Origin of the sequence: Pseudomonas savastanoi, from assembly GCF_020917325.1 — a bacterium.
Classification (GTDB): Bacteria; Pseudomonadota; Gammaproteobacteria; order Pseudomonadales; family Pseudomonadaceae; genus Aquipseudomonas; species Aquipseudomonas amygdali.
Genome location: NZ_CP076652.1, coordinates 1,870,309 through 1,886,648 on the forward strand (window position 1 = coordinate 1,870,309; position 16,340 = coordinate 1,886,648).

General features: G+C 58.7%; 16 protein-coding genes and 1 pseudogene. 8 read left to right on the top strand and 9 right to left on the bottom strand.

Features of this window, described 5'->3' with window-relative positions; genetic code table 11:
* The first annotated feature begins 85 nt into the window (after positions 1-85).
* Positions 86-955, top strand: coding sequence for a TauD/TfdA dioxygenase family protein (locus KP808_RS08210; protein WP_230018049.1), 870 nt, complete (start codon positions 86-88; stop codon positions 953-955).
* 41 nt (positions 956-996) lie between these two features.
* On the opposite strand, the gene KP808_RS08215 is transcribed toward KP808_RS08210, so the two are convergent.
* The gene (locus KP808_RS08215) at positions 997-1,512 is read right to left on the bottom strand and encodes a GNAT family N-acetyltransferase (protein ID WP_054076705.1); all 516 of its coding nucleotides are present in this window, start codon (positions 1,510-1,512) and stop codon (positions 997-999) included.
* A gap of 153 nt (positions 1,513-1,665) precedes the next feature.
* On the opposite strand from KP808_RS08215, the gene KP808_RS08220 reads away from it, so the two are divergent.
* The 3 genes and pseudogenes from KP808_RS08220 (at position 1,666) to KP808_RS26100 (ending at position 4,990) form a co-directional block, all read left to right on the top strand.
* Positions 1,666-2,793 carry a saccharopine dehydrogenase family protein gene (locus KP808_RS08220; protein ID WP_230018051.1) on the top strand — a complete coding sequence of 376 codons (1,128 nt, stop codon included), beginning with the start codon at positions 1,666-1,668 and terminating at the stop codon, positions 2,791-2,793.
* Between the two features lie 397 nt (positions 2,794-3,190).
* Positions 3,191-4,084 (top strand): annotated as a pseudogene (locus KP808_RS26095) (methyl-accepting chemotaxis protein); the annotation flags it as partial.
* A 201-nt stretch (positions 4,085-4,285) separates the two neighbouring features.
* Positions 4,286-4,990, top strand: coding sequence for a methyl-accepting chemotaxis protein (locus KP808_RS26100; protein WP_371217786.1), 705 nt, complete (start codon positions 4,286-4,288; stop codon positions 4,988-4,990).
* Between the two features lie 30 nt (positions 4,991-5,020).
* On the opposite strand, the gene KP808_RS08230 is transcribed toward KP808_RS26100, so the two are convergent.
* Positions 5,021-5,953, bottom strand: a complete 933-nt coding sequence (locus KP808_RS08230; RefSeq protein WP_230018052.1) for a DMT family transporter — start codon at positions 5,951-5,953, stop codon at positions 5,021-5,023.
* A gap of 74 nt (positions 5,954-6,027) precedes the next feature.
* Between KP808_RS08230 and KP808_RS08235 the strand changes: the two genes are divergently transcribed.
* Positions 6,028-6,882 (top strand): LysR family transcriptional regulator, encoded by an 855-nt coding sequence (locus KP808_RS08235; protein ID WP_230018054.1) that lies wholly within the window; start codon positions 6,028-6,030, stop codon positions 6,880-6,882.
* A 51-nt stretch (positions 6,883-6,933) separates the two neighbouring features.
* Here KP808_RS08235 and KP808_RS08240 read toward each other — a convergent pair whose 3' ends face one another.
* Positions 6,934-7,950 (bottom strand): 1-aminocyclopropane-1-carboxylate deaminase, encoded by a 1,017-nt coding sequence (locus KP808_RS08240; protein ID WP_230018056.1) that lies wholly within the window; start codon positions 7,948-7,950, stop codon positions 6,934-6,936.
* Positions 7,951-8,136: 186 nt separating this feature from the next.
* On the opposite strand from KP808_RS08240, the gene KP808_RS08245 reads away from it, so the two are divergent.
* Entirely contained in the window at positions 8,137-8,643 is a 507-nt protein-coding gene (locus KP808_RS08245; protein ID WP_002552794.1) for an Lrp/AsnC family transcriptional regulator, read from the top strand.
* A 149-nt stretch (positions 8,644-8,792) separates the two neighbouring features.
* Positions 8,793-9,701, top strand: coding sequence for a DUF808 domain-containing protein (locus KP808_RS08250; protein ID WP_057402397.1), 909 nt, complete (start codon positions 8,793-8,795; stop codon positions 9,699-9,701).
* A gap of 178 nt (positions 9,702-9,879) precedes the next feature.
* Here the strand turns inward: KP808_RS08250 and KP808_RS08255 are convergent, their stop codons facing one another.
* The 6 genes from KP808_RS08255 to puuE all read right to left on the bottom strand — a co-directional run bounded on the left by KP808_RS08255 (position 9,880) and on the right by puuE (position 15,550).
* Positions 9,880-10,665, bottom strand: coding sequence for an outer membrane protein OmpK (locus KP808_RS08255; protein ID WP_002552796.1), 786 nt, complete (start codon positions 10,663-10,665; stop codon positions 9,880-9,882).
* A 391-nt stretch (positions 10,666-11,056) separates the two neighbouring features.
* Complete coding sequence (locus KP808_RS08260) at positions 11,057-12,331, bottom strand: urate hydroxylase PuuD (RefSeq protein WP_230018057.1); 1,275 nt, start codon at positions 12,329-12,331, stop codon at positions 11,057-11,059.
* A 4-nt stretch (positions 12,332-12,335) separates the two neighbouring features.
* The gene (locus tag KP808_RS08265; RefSeq protein WP_230018059.1) at positions 12,336-12,848 is read right to left on the bottom strand and encodes an ureidoglycolate lyase; all 513 of its coding nucleotides are present in this window, start codon (positions 12,846-12,848) and stop codon (positions 12,336-12,338) included.
* Positions 12,849-13,071: 223 nt separating this feature from the next.
* The gene (gene alc, locus KP808_RS08270; protein WP_058401967.1) at positions 13,072-14,067 is read right to left on the bottom strand and encodes an allantoicase; all 996 of its coding nucleotides are present in this window, start codon (positions 14,065-14,067) and stop codon (positions 13,072-13,074) included.
* A 41-nt stretch (positions 14,068-14,108) separates the two neighbouring features.
* Entirely contained in the window at positions 14,109-14,624 is a 516-nt protein-coding gene (gene uraD / locus KP808_RS08275; RefSeq protein ID WP_058401968.1) for a 2-oxo-4-hydroxy-4-carboxy-5-ureidoimidazoline decarboxylase, read from the bottom strand.
* The gene (gene puuE / locus KP808_RS08280) at positions 14,621-15,550 is read right to left on the bottom strand and encodes an allantoinase PuuE (protein ID WP_058401969.1); all 930 of its coding nucleotides are present in this window, start codon (positions 15,548-15,550) and stop codon (positions 14,621-14,623) included. The genes uraD and puuE overlap by 4 nt, the downstream gene beginning before the upstream one ends.
* A gap of 388 nt (positions 15,551-15,938) precedes the next feature.
* Between puuE and uraH the strand changes: the two genes are divergently transcribed.
* Complete coding sequence (uraH, locus tag KP808_RS08285; protein ID WP_058401970.1) at positions 15,939-16,292, top strand: hydroxyisourate hydrolase; 354 nt, start codon at positions 15,939-15,941, stop codon at positions 16,290-16,292.
* Positions 16,293-16,340: the final 48 nt, after the last annotated feature.

Here is a 16,340-nt window from a genome sequence, read left to right on the forward strand (position 1 = left end):
ACGTTTTTCAGGCGGGGCTGACGTTCCCGTAGACGAACCACGGACATGGTGATCGGCCATGCCAACCATTCAAGGGTGAGGGATCATGGATCAAATGGCACTCAAGGCCATCGAAGGCATCGCGGGGGCGCCTCGCGCGCCGTATCACAGCATCACGGTCAACCGCCTGACACCCATAATCGGTGCAGAGGTCAGCGGGATCGATCTGTCGCAGCCTCCGGGTGAGGAGCAACTGAAGGAAATTCGCCGCGCTTTTCTGGAAAACCACGTGCTGGTGTTTCGTGATCAGCACCTGACGGTCGAGCAGCACAAAGCCTTTGGCCGACTGTTTGGACCGTTGCGTGCCTTGCCGGTAGAGAGCATTGATGGCGATGACCCGGAGCTGGTCGTGGTGCGCGCCAACGCCCAGTCACGCTTCGCTGCTGGCGAGCTGTGGCACACCGATGGTACCGCTGACCTGGAGCCGTCGATGGGCTCGATGCTGTATGTCAAAGAGACGCCCGCCATTGGAACCGGTGGCGACACGCTGTTTGCCAACATGCACCTGGCTATAGAAATGCTCTCGCCTGCGATGCAGGCGTTTCTTGGCGAACTGACGGCCATTCACGATGGCGAGATTCCGTGGAAGGGCTATCAGCCGCCTGCCAACCTTCCCAAAAGCGAGCACCCGGTGGTGGTTCGCCACCCTGAAACCGGACGCCGCAGCCTGTTCGTCAATTCCGGTTTCACCTCGCATATCGTGCAACTCTCGCCCGGCGAGAGCCACGCGGTGCTGAACATGCTGTTCGATCTGATCGCCCGCGAACCTTCGCTTAGTTGTCGTGTGCGCTGGGAGCCGAACACGCTGGTGTTCTGGGATAACCGCTGCACTCAGCACCACGCGGTCTGGGATTACTTTCCACACTCGCGCTATGGCGAGCGGGTGACGATTCTGGGTGGGCGGCCCAAGGCTTGAGCCGCTTGCCGCAGCCTGGCGAACGCCCGGCTGCGGACTTATCACCTCAGCCGCAGGTGGTATTTCAGGTCATCGAACCATTGATCGCCGATCTGATAGGCATGCGGGACGCGGCGTTCGAAAGAAAAACCGCATTTCTCCAGCACCTTGCAGGAGGCAATGTTGCCATCGGTCACGGTCGACTCCAGTGAATCAAGGCCGATGGCGGCAGCGTAGTCGATGATTGCGCGGCGGGATTCGGTGCCGAAGCCTTTGCCTTGATGTTCCGGCAGCAACAGACAGCCCACTTCGGCATGCCCTGGCGACATGATGCGAAAGCCGCTGACCCCCAGCTCCACGCCGCTCTGCTTGTCGACGACCACCAGGCACAACCAGTGATCGGACTCTGGCGTCCATACCGGAAGGCGATGATCAAAGCCTTTGCGAACTTGTGCTTCTTCGATTTCCCCGAAGACGTACTGCATCGTCTGAGGCTCGGAGTGCAGCCTCAGAAACAACGGCCAGTCACTGGCGAACAGGGTCCGCAGATAAAGCCGTTCGGTGTGTAGTTTCAGCATCCGTTGCTCCTTGCACGATGAAAAAGGCACAGGGTTTTGTACTCGGCATTCGGCCAATGATCAATAATGCACGCGCATTTCATCGCCATCGCTCGCGGCAATCGCTGAGCAGCAAGGCATGGTCACACCCTTCAGCATTTCAGGGACGAGAAAATGGCACTTCGCGTTTTGGTCATTGGTGGCTACGGTAACTTCGGCAGCCTTATCTGCAATCATCTGGTGATGATGCCGGACATTGAACTGGTCATTTCCGGCCGTGACAGCCGCAAGCTGGCGGAAAAAGTCGCTGAGCTGCAAACACCGGGTGGCAAATCCTGCGAGAGCTGGTGCGTGGATATCATGCAGGACGGCGCCGGCAGCCAACTTCGCGCGCTGGGCATTGATCTGCTTATCCACACGGCGGGGCCTTTTCAGGGGCAGTCGTATGCCGTGGCCCGGCATTGCATCGCGGCGGGTGTGAATTATTGCGACCTGTCGGATTGCCGGACCTTCGTCTCCGGTATCGCCACTCTGGATGCCTTAGCGCGTGAGGCGGGCGTCTGTGTGCTGAGCGGATGCAGCTCTGTGCCGACGCTTTCGGCGGCCATCATCGATCAGCATCGCCAGCGTTTTCTGCGCATCGATTCGATAGAGCATGGCATCTCCTCGGCAGCGAAAATGCCCGGTCTGTCGACCGTGCGTGGCGTACTGGCCAATGCCGGGCGGCCGATCAGGCAACTGCGCAACGGCAAGGTCCACGAAGTCCATGGCTGGATGGACCTGACCCTGCGCCGGATGCCCGGTATGGGCACACGGCTGGTGGCCAATGTCGACGTCCCGGACCTGGATGTATTCGCGACACGTTATGCCGCGCAGCATCTGAGCTTCAAGGCCGGCTCCGCGCTCAAGGCCGGCGGCATCGCGACCTGGCTGCTGGCGCTGGCGATTCGCTGTGGGCTGCTGCGCGATCCTGCGTCGTGGGCCGAGCGCCTGTACCGTTGGGGCGCGCGCTTTGAACACTGGGGTGATCGAAAGAGCGCGATGTACATCGATGTCGATGGCGTCGACCTCACCGGCCAGCCGTTGCACATGCGTGCGCAATTGACTGCACTGAACGACAAGGGCCCGGAGATTCCCGGCTGCGCCGCCGTCGCCCTGAGCGCCAAAATGGCCGGTGGCTACCGGCCGCAGCCAGGCGCACGGGCGTGCGTTGGAGAGATCACCGTGGACGAGTATCTGGCGGCGATCAACGAGCCGGAAAACATCCGGCTGGATGTTCATTTCACCGACCGCAACGTCTGACGCTGTTGCCAATCTCCGATGGCTCCGTACAGGCGAAGATCAAGGCAGTTTCATTGCGTGATCTTCCGGTTTCGCGCGGTGCCAATCATCGGAAAAATTCTGCTCAGGCGATTTAAATAAATATTCATCATCGCGCGCCGGCCAAGTAATTCTTGGGCTTCAGGGTGCCTTCGATTGGCGCGTGCGTGATTCCGATAACGTTAACTATCAAGTTAAATCTTTCAGCGCCGACTCACGGGTATTCCGAAAAATCAAAGGCACACACGCAATGAGCGCAAAATGGTTGGACAACTTGAAAGTCAGCAAGAAATTAGGGCTGGGCTTTGCCGCTATTTTGCTGGGCGTGCTGACCGTTACCGCCATCGGTTACTCCAGCACCAACCTGCTGATCGAGCGCATGGGCAAAAGCAGCAAGGTCGCCGAGATCAAGGCTGACGTTCTGAATGCCCGGATTGCTGCGCAAGCCTATGCGACCGGCCCTACCGCCGCGGGTGTGCAGAACTACGCCAGCGCGCTGGATACCTTGGACCGCAGTGTCGATCAGGGCCTGCAGGTGTTCGTGATATCGAGCAACCTGGCCAAGCTGCGCGAGATCAAGGAACAGGTGGGCGGTCTGAAGCAGACGTTCAACCAATTGGTCGGCATCAATCAGAAAGTCGACGAGGCGTTGAAACCGATCATCAAGGTTTCCGATGACGTCAGCGCGACCTTTGAGAATCTGCTGAACAAGACCATTGACGACACCTTGCGCTCGCCGAATGAAACCGGCATCAGGCAGGTCAAGATCGCTGGCGACCTGCGTAACGGCATGACCAATTTCCGTCTGGTGTTTCGCCGCTACCTGAGTGTTCCGAATGCCGACAACCGTCAGGCCACCTATAAGGCCGCCGACGCCCTGATCGCGCAAGTGGACGCCGCTCGCAGCCAGTTGCCTGTCGAGGCAAATACTGCAGTGGATGCCGCGCTGGTCGCGTTGAAACAGTACAAGGTGCTGATGACGTCGATTTCGGACATGCTGCAGCAGACCGAGCAAGTCCGTACCGATCTGCAACAGCAATCCATAGCGACCGCTGCCCGTGCCGATGATCTGGCGGCGTTGCAGGTCATCAGTGCCAAGAAGGAACAACAAACCGCTGTAGTGCAGTTGCTGAGTGTGGCGCTGGTAGTGCTGCTGGTCGGCATCTTTGCTGCGTTCCTGATCACACGTCAGATTACCGTGCCGTTGAACAGCACCGTAATTGCGGCGCGCCGGATTGCCGACGGCGATCTGACCCATGACAGCAGCACCACCCGCCAGGACGAACTGGGCCTGTTGCAGAACACCATGCAGCACATGACGGTTTCTCTGCGTGGCCTGATCGGCGGCATCGGCAACGGTGTGACGCAGATCGCCACGGCAGCCGAACAGTTGTCTGCTGTCAGCGAACAGACCAGTGCCGGCGTCACGTTGCAAAAAAACGAAGTCGACCAGGTTGCCACCGCCATGAACGAAATGGCGTCGACCGTGCAGGAAGTAGCACGCAACACCGAAGACGCTTCGCTGGCGGCCAAACAGGCCAGCGAGCGTGCCGCTCACGGTAGCAGTGTGGTGCAGCACGCCACTCGCGAAATCGGCCAATTGGCCGGTGAAGTGAAACAGCTGGGCGAAGCCATGCAGCGCCTCACCGAAGACAGTGGCAAGATCGGTAGCGTGATTGACGTGATCAAGGCCGTTGCCGAACAAACCAACCTGCTGGCGCTCAACGCGGCCATCGAGGCTGCACGTGCGGGTGAGCAGGGCCGTGGTTTTGCGGTGGTGGCTGACGAAGTACGTTCGCTGGCTCAGCGTACCCAGAACTCCACCACGGAAATCGAAGCGCTGATTCAGGCGTTGCAAAAAGGTACAGGTGCCGCATCGGGTCTTATGGATGCCAGCCTGCAACGCACCGAAGGCACAGTCGTGCTGGCTCGTCAGGCCGAACAGGCACTGGTTGAGATCAATCAGTCCATCGGTACGATCGAGCAGATGAGCCAGCAGATTTCTGCCGCGGCCGAGCAGCAGAGCGCCGTGACCGACGAAATCAACCGCAGCGTGCTTAGCGTGCGCGACATTGCCGATCAATCGGCTTCGGCAACCGAGCAAAGCGCCGCATCGACTGTAGAACTGGCCCGCCTGGGCAGCGACTTGCAGAGCATGGTGGCGCGTTTCAAGATTTAACTTCCCTGCATCAGGCGCCTTGTGACTCGGTCACGAGGCGACCTGCCGCGCTTCCGCCCGTACGACCATCCACACACCGACACCCGACACCGCCATGCCTGACGCCATCTGCCAGGACAGCGGCTCGTTGAACATCACCCAGGCCCAGAGCATTGTCACCGGTGGGCTGAGGTACAGCACGCTGGCAACGCGGGTGGCTGATGCGCGGCGCAGACACACCCAGTAAAGTCCGTAGCCGCCAAGCGTCGCCAGCCCCACCGTCCAGATCACGCTCAACGCAAACCCGGTACTGGGAATGGGGGCCAGGCTGCCCTGTGTTCCCTGGATGATGGCGAACGCGAAGCTCGATATAAAACATTGCAGCCACAGGTTGGGAAGCAGGTCCATGGGCTGCATGTGGGTCGAATGCTTCTGCCACAGCGTCGCAATGGCCAGCGATAACATACCCAGCAGTGGCAGGCCGTAGGCCCACAATGGCGCATCTCCCACCGCCAGCGCGCTGTACGTGACCAGCACCACGCCGACCAGACCGACCACCAGCCCCGCCCAGATTTGCCAGACAAGCCGCTGCCCGAGCACTGCGGCAGCCAGCAGTGCCATGCCCATCGGCAACAAGTCGGCAAACAGCGCCGCGAGTCCTGCGGGTACGCCCAGCGCGATGCCCTGCGTAACGCCTGCCACATAGCCCGCCATGGCCAGCAGACCGATGCCCGCATTTTTCAACAGCGTGGCAGGCGGTATCGATCTCAGTTGCCTGGCGACGAAAGGCAAGAGGATCAACGTCACCACCACACAACGCCAGAACACCACCAGCAGTGGCGGTGCGTAATCAAGCGAAAACCGTGCGCCGATGAAACCTGAGCTCCAGGTCAGGACAAGTGCTGCTTCCAGCAAGATAAGAGGAATGGCCTGATGCCAGGCAGGCTGCGTTACGCTCGGACAAATCGATAAGTGCTGGTTCATGGACACAGGTTACGAAGTCAGAGTAATCTAATAAATCAAAATTAACTGCATCAGTTGTTCAGGTTTTATGAATCATGAGCGCAATTCTCGATATCGAACTGATACGTACTTTTCATGCAGTGGCGCGAATAGGGAAGTTTTCGGCGGCTGCCGAGCAACTTCACAAAAGCCCGGCGGCAGTCAGTGTGCATATCCAGCGACTTGAGACGGTGGCGGGCGGGCGCTTGCTCAATCGGGACAACCAGGCGGTGTCTCTGACTGCGCTGGGCAAGCGTTTGCTGGTCTCGACGACGGAGTTGTTGTCCACCCATGACCGGGTGCTGGCTGACCTGCAAGGGACTCATCTGGCTGGGCGCATCACGCTGGGTGTTCCGGATGAGTACGCCGTTCATGTCATCCGCGACATCCTGCCGGTGTTCGCTGCGGCCTGGCCCAATGTGGTGCTGGAATTGAAAACCGCACCCAGCTACACCCTGCGCGAGCAGGTTGCGCGCGGCAAGTTGCAGACAGCAGTGATCGCGCAACCCAAAGGGCAGCCAAGTGCTGATACGCAGTTTCTGGTATCTACCAAGCCGGTCTGGGTCGGGCCGGCCAGCGTCGCACTGGGACCTGCGGACCCGTTGCCGCTGGCCATTCACGCAGCGCAATGTCCTTATCGTGAAGCCATGATGGCGTCGCTCAAAGACAACGGCCGCAAAATCCGTGTAGTTCTCGAAAGCCCGTCCAATCAGGCGATCAAAGCCTGTGTGGAAGCGGGCCTGGCGATCAGCCTTATTGATCGGAGCGGAGTCACGGAAGCCATGCAGATTCTCGATGACCTGCCTGAAATTCCCGAGCACGAAATCGTCTTCCTGCGCTCGCCGTCGTCACAGAACGACGAGGCGGTGAGCCTGCTGGCGCAGGCGCTGCAGAAGTATTTTCGGGTCTAGCCGGGAACACTGCAGCCGAAGTGTGTTATCGACTGCAGGAACGCTTTCGGCTCAACCGTCCTTGAACAGAAAGCTGTAGGCATTCAACGCCGGCACGCCGCCCAGGTGGGCGTAGAGCACTTTTGATCCCTCGGGGAATTCGCCATTGCGCACCATGTCGATCATGCCGTGCATGGATTTGCCTTCGTACACCGGGTCGGTCAATACGCCTTCAAGGCGCGCGCAAAGGCGGATGGCTTCTAGGGTGCCCTCGTTCGGCAGGCCGTATTCCGGGTAGGCGTAGCGGGTGTCGAGCACCACGTCTTCGGCGCTGATTTCGCGGCCCAGTTCCACCAGTTTTGCGGTGTTCTGAGCGATGCGCAGGACTTGTGCGCGGGTCTTTTCCGGTTTGGCCGACGCATCGATACCGATCACACGCTGCGCCCGGCCATCGGCCGCGAAGCCGACGAGCATGCCTGCGTGAGTGCTGCCGGTTACCGAGCAGACCACGATGTAGTCGAATTTGAAGCCGAGTTCTTCTTCCTGCTGGCGTACCTCATCGGCAAAACGCACGAATCCCAGGCCGCCATAAGGGTGTTCCGAGCAGCCCGCAGGAATCGGGAACGGTTTGCCGCCGCTTTCCTCGACGTCGGCCATGGCCTTTTCCCAGCTCGGGCGAATGCCGATATCGAAGCCTGCCGAGTCCAGGCGCACATCGGCCCCCATGATGCGTGACATTTCGATATTGCCGACCCGGTCGTACAGGGCGTCTGAATAGTTGACCCAGTTTTCCTGAACCAGTACGCATTTCATACCCAGATGCGCCGCGACTGCCGCCACCTGGCGGGTCTGGTTGGACTGGATGCCGCCGATCGACACCAGTGTGTCGTAGCCGCCGTCGATGGCTTCCGGCACCAGGTATTCCAGTTTGCGGGTCTTGTTACCGCCAAAGGCCAGACCGCTGTTGCAATCCTCGCGCTTGGCATACAACTCGACCTTGCCACCCAGATGCTCGCTCAAGCGTTTCAGAGGGGTGATGGGCGAGGGGCCGAAGGTCAGAGGGTAGCGCTTGAACTTGCTCAGGTTCATATCGGGGCTCCGTTGATAAGTTGATTCAGGCCTGCAAGGAATGAGTTCGACGTTTGAACGGTGTGCCTGAAGTGGTTCCTATCATAGGAAATAGCTGAATAATCGTGGTTGCAAAGAATTGTCTATTTGCAAAATCAGCGTTAGTATCATAGCACTAACGCAAACTTTTATTTTGTGAAAGCCATCATGAAAGCAATAAATGAACGCACTAAAAAGTCCGCTGGCGATGTAGCGCCGCTGCTGGACAGGATTGACCGCGCCATTCTCAAGACCCTGCAACGTGATGCCTCGATTTCCAATGTGGCGCTCGCCGAGAAGGTCAAGCTGAGCCCGCCTGCGTGCTTGCGGCGCGTCGAGCGGTTGAAGGAGGCGGGCGTTATCAAGGGCGTGGTGGCGTTGCTCAATGGCGACGTTCTGGACGCGGGCATGGTGGTGCTGATCGGTGTGGTGCTCGACCGCTCGACCCCGGATTCATTTGCCCAATTTGAAGAAGCCGCGCAGAAGGTGTCCGGCTGCATGGAGTTTCATGTGGTCACCGGCGAGTTCGATTACTTCATGCTGCTGCGCACCAAAGACAGTCAGAGTTTCAACCGCCTGCATGCCGAACAGCTGCTGTACTTGCCCGGTGTCAGACAGATCCGCTCGTTCATGGGACTGCGTCAGGTGGTGTCGACCACGCAATTACCCATTTAACCGGTTGCTCGACGTGGCCTGCTTGTACTACGCAGCGTCAAACGTTCACGTCTGATGAAGGTCAGAGTTGTTGACTGCCACACGATTGACCCTGGCGCATGATTCAATCAGTGCTATTTCCTTTTTTTACTTGCTCAAGGATTTTTATTTTGGCTGCTGGAAGCTTGCTTACCCTGCTCGACGATATTGCGACCCTGCTGGATGACGTGGCACTGGCCACCAAGAAAACCGCGGGTGTGCTGGGGGATGATCTGGCGCTCAATGCCCAGCAGGTCACCGGAGTTTCAGCCGATCGCGAACTGCCCGTTGTCTGGGCCGTGGCCAAGGGCTCGTTGCTCAACAAGGCAATCCTGGTTCCGGCGGCACTGTTGATCAGCGCCTTCGCGCCCTGGGCGATTCTTCCCTTGTTGATGATCGGCGGCGCGTTCCTATGCTTTGAAGGTTTCGAGAAAATCGCCCATAAATGGCTGCATCCCGAAACCGGCGAAGAGCATGATCAGCGCAAGCAGGCGGCGACGGATGCTTCAGTGGACATGGTGGCGTTCGAAAAGGACCGTATCAAAGGCGCGATTCGCACCGACTTCATTCTTTCGGCAGAAATCATCGTGCTGGCGCTGGGCGTAGTGTCGGCCCGACCGTTCATGGATCAGGTCGGTGTACTGGTTATTGTCGCTGTGCTGATTACCGTGGGTGTCTATGGACTGGTGGCAGGTATCGTCAAACTTGACGACTTGGGCCTGTACCTGAAAAGGACTGCAAGCTCTGCGGCGCAGAAAATCGGTGGTGCTTTGCTATGGCTTGCGCCGGTATTGATGAAGGTACTGTCGATTGTCGGTACTGCGGCCATGTTCATGGTCGGCGGCGGGATTCTGGTTCACGGTCTGCCATTTGCTCACCATTGGGTCGAAGGCGTGACCGAAGCTGCAGCCGGTGCGGTGGGCGGGCTGTCGATGGTCGTCCCGACGCTGATCGATGCGGTCGCCGGGGTTATCGCTGGCGCGGTGCTGGTGTTGGTCGTGACGCTGATTGGCAAGGTCTGGAAAGCGGCTAGGGAGTGAGTGGAGGCGGGCGCCGCGCAGGAGTTGAATATCGTGCCAATGCTCCGCGTTGGCATGCATCCCGTGACGCTCCGCGTCACAGATCTGCGCAGCAACACCCTCTCAAGGTTGGGCGCAGAGGCTTCAGAAATGCGTTCCCGCGCTGAGCGCGGGAACGAGCTTCACAACCGGATCGTGCTTAGAAGAACACCTTCACCAGCAAACTCGCGGTGTTCTGGTCGGTGTCGAACGAGCGGCTGTCCTTGATGCCGTATTTGTTGGTCCAGTAATCGTATTCGATACCGACGTACAGCTGACGCTCAGGGTAATTCAGTGCCTTGCCCAGGTCATATTTGATCTGCGGGTTGAAGTGCAGGTTGGAGTGGTAAGTACCACGCGACGTCTTGTCGTTGTCCACTACCCAGTCCATGAAACCGTCGATCAGCACATCCGATTTGCCCATGGGGATGGTGTAGGACCACACCGGGGTAATCTGCCATACGCCATCGCCCGGACGGTTGCCTTCAGTCTGGCGCTGGTAGAAGTTCAGCTGGAAGTAGTCGAAACCCGGGATCTTCAAATCGAACGCCGGGCCGATCAGGTAAGACTCGTTATCGCCTTCACCAAATTCGTAAGTTGCCGCAATCAGCACATCGCTGATCGGGCCGAACTCGAACTTCTGGCCAAATATCTTGCCCAGCGACAAGCGTGGCGAGAACTCACCGTAATAGGTGTTATCGCCAGCCGTTGCGTCTCCCTTGCCGTTGTAGAAGATCTTGTCGACGAAGAAGAAGTTGTCGCCGTACTTCCAGCTGTCAGCATGTTCAAAGGTGAACGTCTGCTGGTTTGCCGGGTTGACGGCAAAGTCTCGTCCATTGAGATAGGTCAGGCTATTGCTCTGCCACTGGAAGATATCCCCGGCCATGGCTGGCGCAGCGGCCAGCAGACTGCTGGCCAGTAACACGCTGGAAAACGTACGGTTCATGCGGTGAGTCCCTTGAAATAGATCGTGATTTTTTCAGACTGGCGTTCTCTAAGTGACGCCTTGTCTGTGGTTGCAGTAATTTGTCTGTCTGGTCAGCTTTGTGTTGTTAGCAAGAGCTGCGCCAAACAGTGAAAAAAAGTTGAAGTAATCCCCAAACCGGCATCAACGTGTCGGTTTCAAGTCATTTTCCGGGTCGACAGAGTCCTGACCGTACAGTCAGCTAGTTGGCTGTACGGTCAACGTCAGCGTACAGGGAGCGGTTGTCCGGTTTTGCAGCGGCGGCGGAGAATACTGACTTGCGTCATCTGACTCAAGTGCTCCAGCGCAGGGCGTCTGGAGCGAAAGTGGGGCGAGTGCGCCCCTTTTCAGGGGCGCTTGGTTAGCGAGGGACTCAGTTAGTGTGTGCGCCTTGATCGACCCAGGCACCGACCAGTTCGCGTTCCTGCTGAGTCATCTGGGTGATGTTGCCCAGCGGCATGATCGGCGAGGTGACGGCCTGCGCCTTGATGCGCGGGGCCTGCTGCTGAATCTGCTCTGGCGTATCGAACATCACTCCCGCAGGCGCAACGCTGAACAACTGACTGGTAGGCGTGGCCGAATGGCACACCGTGCAACGATGCTGAATCACTTCATGCACTTTGGCGAAGTCCGCGCCGGTGCTGGCAGGCTTGGCCTCGACCGGCGCGGTGACCGGCTCCGTAGGTTTCTCGTCGGCCCGATGACCGCCGACTGCGGTGCCGGGCAGCGGTTGGTAAACGATTTTCGCGGGAGGTTGCGCAGGGCCGGTGACGTACGCCAGGCAGAGCATGCCCAGCGCAGCGACCGGCAGAGTCCAGGCGAATCGATGGCTGTCATGTCTTGTATTGAAATAGTGGCGCACCAGGACCGCCAGCAGTGCGATGCCCGCCAGGATCAGCCAGTTGTACTCACTGCCGTATGTGCTCGGAAAGTGGTTGCTGATCATGATGAACAGCACAGGCAGGGTGAAGTAGTTATTGTGCCGCGAGCGCAGCAGGCCCTTGGCGGGCAGGCTTGGGTCAGGCGTGCGGTTCTCGGCGATGGCGGCCACCAGGGCGCGCTGGGCCGGCATGATGATGCGGAACACGTTGCCGACCATGATGGTGCCCATGATCGCGCCCACGTGCAGGTAGGCACCACGACCACTGAACACTTTGCTGAACCCGTATGCCGCCGCGACCAGCAGCACGAACAGGACCACGCCCAACAGGGCAGGGCGCTTGCCCAGTGGCGAGTCGCACAGAAAGCTGTAGATGAACCAGCCGACGAACAACGAACCCAGGCCGATGTGCACGCCCTCTGCACCACTCAGGCTGCTGGCCGGTGCCAGCAGGTACAGCGTCGGGTTGGCGTAGAACACCACGCACAACAGCGCGACCCCTGACAGCCAGGTCGAATAGGCTTCCCATTTGAACCAGTGCAGATTCTCCGGCATGGTCGGCGGTGCGAGCTTGTACTTCTCCAGGTGGTAGATGCCGCCGCCGTGGATCGCCCACAGATCACCCGACAGGCCTTCACGCGGGTTACTGCGGTTGAGGTTGTTCTCCAGCCAGACGAAGTAGAACGATGCGCCGATCCAGGCGACGCCGACAATCATGTGAATCCAGCGCACGCCCAGATTCAGCCATTCCATCATATGTGCCAGCACGGTTTTACCCTTCCAGTGGGTTGGGATCGAGAACCAGCAACTGGCTCTCGGCAAAGTAATGCTCGTCGCAGTTGTTGCCTTCGCCACTGCGATCAACCACCAGGAAGTCATCCTGCTTTTCGATCGTCAGCACAGGGTGGTGCCAGACGCCGCGATGGTAATTGATACCCTGCCTGCCGTTGGACACGAAGGCGCGGGTCAGCTCTGACTCAGGCGCATCGCCAACCGGCGCGACCACGATCAGAAAGGGGTTGCCGAGCAGCGGGATGAAGGCCTGGCTGCCCTGCGGGTGACGCTCCAGCATGCCAATGGTCAATGGCATCGGCAGCGCTTCGGCGCGGAATATGCTGATGATCGCCTTGTCATCCGGTTGCGCGGTCTGCACTTCAGCCAGACGATGAAAGCGCATGGTCGAGCCGTTATTGATCATGAAATGATCGCTGCCATCGGTTTCGATCACATCACCGAATGGCGCAAAAGCTTCCTTGGTCAGTGGCTCGATTATCAGTTTGCGCATGCGGATTCTTCTTCAATGGTTTTGAGGGTGGGTCGTTTGCACATTCGTATTGATGACTATCGTGCCAATGCTCTGCGTTGGCATGCATTTCGTGACGCTCTGCGTCACAACTCTACGCCGCGCCACACATACTCAAGACTGGACGCAGAGCGTCCGGAACTGCATTCCCACGCAGAGCGTGGGAACGATAACCTGTTGCCTTCTGCTGACTTCCGACGCGTTGTTACCTGGCCACCTTGCCCAGTACTCGCAGGCGGCTCACGCCCCCGTCCGGGAATACGTTCAGGCGGATGTGGGTGATCGGCCCGATGGCGTTGATCTGCTCTGCGAACTCGTGTTCGGCGTGCATGGTCAGCTTCTGGCTTGGCAGCAGCTCGCGCCAGAACAAACTCTGGGTTTCGATCTGGCTGTCGGTGCCACCCTTGACGAAAGCACCCTGGATCGAGCAGCTGTCCGGGTAATTGCCCTTGAAGTGCAGGGTGTCGACGATGACTTTCTCGACTTCGCCCTTGTGTCCCAGCGCCACGATGACCCAGTCGTTGCCCGGTGTGCGACGGCGAGCGGTTTCCCAGCCGTCGCCCATGTTCACGCCACGGCCGGGGTTGAGGATATTGCTCATGCTGCCGTAATGCTCGTCCGAGCAGGCAATCGACCGGCCACCGTTGAGTGCCGCCACCAGATCGATCTGCTCGTCTTCGCTGACTTTCGACCAGTCGCGATGCGGCACGCCGTACACGCGCAGGCGCGCTACGCCGCCGTCCGGGTAGATATTGAAGCGCAGGTGGCTGAACGCCTGGTCGTTGCTGATCTCGTGGTAATGATGGCTGTTGCCTTGCAGTTCCACAGACGGCAGCACTTCGGTCCAGGCGGTGTTTTCATCGGGTTCGCCCGAGGCCAGGAAGCACGCTTCCAGCGAAGCAGAAGGCGGAAAGTTGCCGGTGAAAAACGAGGTGTCGATGTCGACACCCTTGATAGTGCCTGCTACGCCGAGGCGGATCACCGCGCTGTCATACCCTTCGAAACGCTTGCGGCGCGACTCCCAGCCGTCCATCCACTTGCCGTTGTCGTCGAACACGCCTTCCTTCCAGACCGCCGGGGTCGGCTGGAACAGCCGGTTGGCGTCTGCGAACCAGTCATCGGTGACCGAAAGAATTTTTGTGCCCAGGCGCGCGTCGGCCAGGTTCACGAACTTCTCGAACGGTGCGGCGTAAACTTTCATGCTTGTTGTCTGCCTTCTGAACAGGTTGATAACGGCGACGCTCAAAGCGCCTGTAGACGAAACAGTGCGATTTTGTTGATCTCGGCCAGGGCGCAAGCGAACTCGGCCTCGGGCGAGTGGTGGATGCGTTGCTCGAACGCCGCCAGGATTTTATGTCTGTCGCTGCCCTTGACCGCCATGATGAACGGAAAGCCGAAGCGGGCCTTGTAAGCCTCGTTCAACTCGGTGAAACGCTGAAACTCTTCAGGCGTGCAGTGGTGGATACCGGCGCCTGCCTGCTCATCGGTACTGGCCTGAGTCAGCTCGCCCTGAACGGCAGCTTTTCCGGCCAGGTCCGGGTGGGCATTGATCAGCGCCAGTTGTTGCGCGTGGGTGGCACCGAGCAATATTTTGCTCATGCGGGCATGCAGGGCCTCGACCTGATCCAGTTCGGGGCCTGCGCCCTGATCGAAGGCCTGCTGCGCGACCCACGGTGAGTGTTCGTAGATGTCGGCAAAGGCTGCGATGAATGCGTCCCGGCCCAGGCTTGAAGGTGTCAGTGTTTTAAACGTGCTCATTGCTCGGCCTTGCCGGTAAACGGATGTTCAGTGTGCCAGTGGCGGGCGATATCGACACGCCGGGTAAACCAGACCTGCTCATGGCCTTTGACGTACTCAATGAAACGCTTGAGCGCGGCCAGCCGGGCAGGGCGACCGATCAGGCGGCAATGCAGACCGATGGAAAGCATCTTCGGTGCGTCTTCGCCTTCGGCATACAGCACGTCGAACGCGTCCTTCAGGTACTGAAAGAATTGCTCGCCGTTGTTGAAGCCCTGCACCTGGGTGAAGCGCATGTCGTTGGTGTCCAGCGTGTAAGGGATGACCAGATGCGGCTTGCCGGTAGGGTTGTTCGGCTCCCAGTACGGCAGGTCGTCGTCGTAGGTGTCGCAATCATAGAGAAAACCGCCTTCCTCCATCACCAGTCGCCGCGTATTGGGCCCGGTGCGCCCGGTGTACCAGCCCAGCGGCCGTTCGCCACTGATCTCGGTGAGGATCTGAATCGCCTGGCGCATGTGTTCACGCTCGTCGGCTTCATCCATGTTCTGATAGTCGATCCAGCGATAACCGTGACTGCAGATTTCGTGACCGTCGGCGACCATGGCGCGGATCACCTCGGGGTGACGCTGCGCGGCCATGGCCACGGCGAAGATGGTCAGGGGGATATCGAACTGCTTGAACAGCTTGAGAATGCGCCAGACGCCTGCGCGGCTGCCGTATTCATAAAGCGATTCCATGCTCATGTTGCGCTGGCCCTGCAATGGCTGCGCAGCAACCATCTCGGACAGAAAGGCTTCTGATTCCTTGTCTCCGTGCAGAATATTGCGCTCGCCACCTTCCTCGTAATTCAGCACGAATGACAAGGCAATGCGCGCGTTGCCCGGCCAGCGTGGATGAGGCGGGTTGTTACCGTAACCGATGAGGTCGCGTGGGTAGTCAGCGCTCACTGCAAGCTTCCTTCTGTGCGTTATGTGCGTTTGGCCAAGTGCGGTGCGAATGGCAGGCAAGGCACTGCAATGCGCAGATTGTATACAATTTTATTTTCGGCTTGTAACCCTGTAGGTTTCGTCACCGAGTCGTGCTTGTTCAGATAACGCAAGCAAGAAACCTGCCTGAGTGGTCAGCTAATCGGAAAAAATCTGATATTTTTCCTTTGCTTCCTTTCTTTTCAGGTAATTCGACGCTTGGCGAGCAGCACAGGCGTCAGCTGCAATCCGCTGAAGATTTTATTGTGTACAGGTTTTCGCGAAAGTGTCTTAATCGGTTGCAATCGCACCATGCAGAGCACTTCATTGGTGCACTGTTTCACCGTCGCCGGATGTGAGGAGTGAAGTTTTGGGGAAATTGACCACACACGTGCTGGACGCTGCCCACGGTTGCCCAGGCAGTGCCATCCGCATTGAATTGTATCGGGTCGAAGGCCAGCAGCTGCTGCACGTTGTCAGCGCTGTCACCAACAGCGATGGACGTTGCGATGCGCCCCTGTTGCAGGGAGACACTTATCAGTCCGGGGTTTATCAACTGCATTTTCAGGCTGGCGATTATTACCGTGCACGAGGCGTTGCGTTGAACGCACCGGCCTTTCTCGATGAAGTGGTGCTGCGCTTTGGCATTGATGCAGGTCAGGAACACTTTCATGTGCCGCTGTTAATCTCGCCGTATAGCTACTCGACGTATCGGGGCAGCTGAGTGCCTCTTGCCCGCCCCACACTGCGGGCCTTTTTTTGCGCGCGTTTC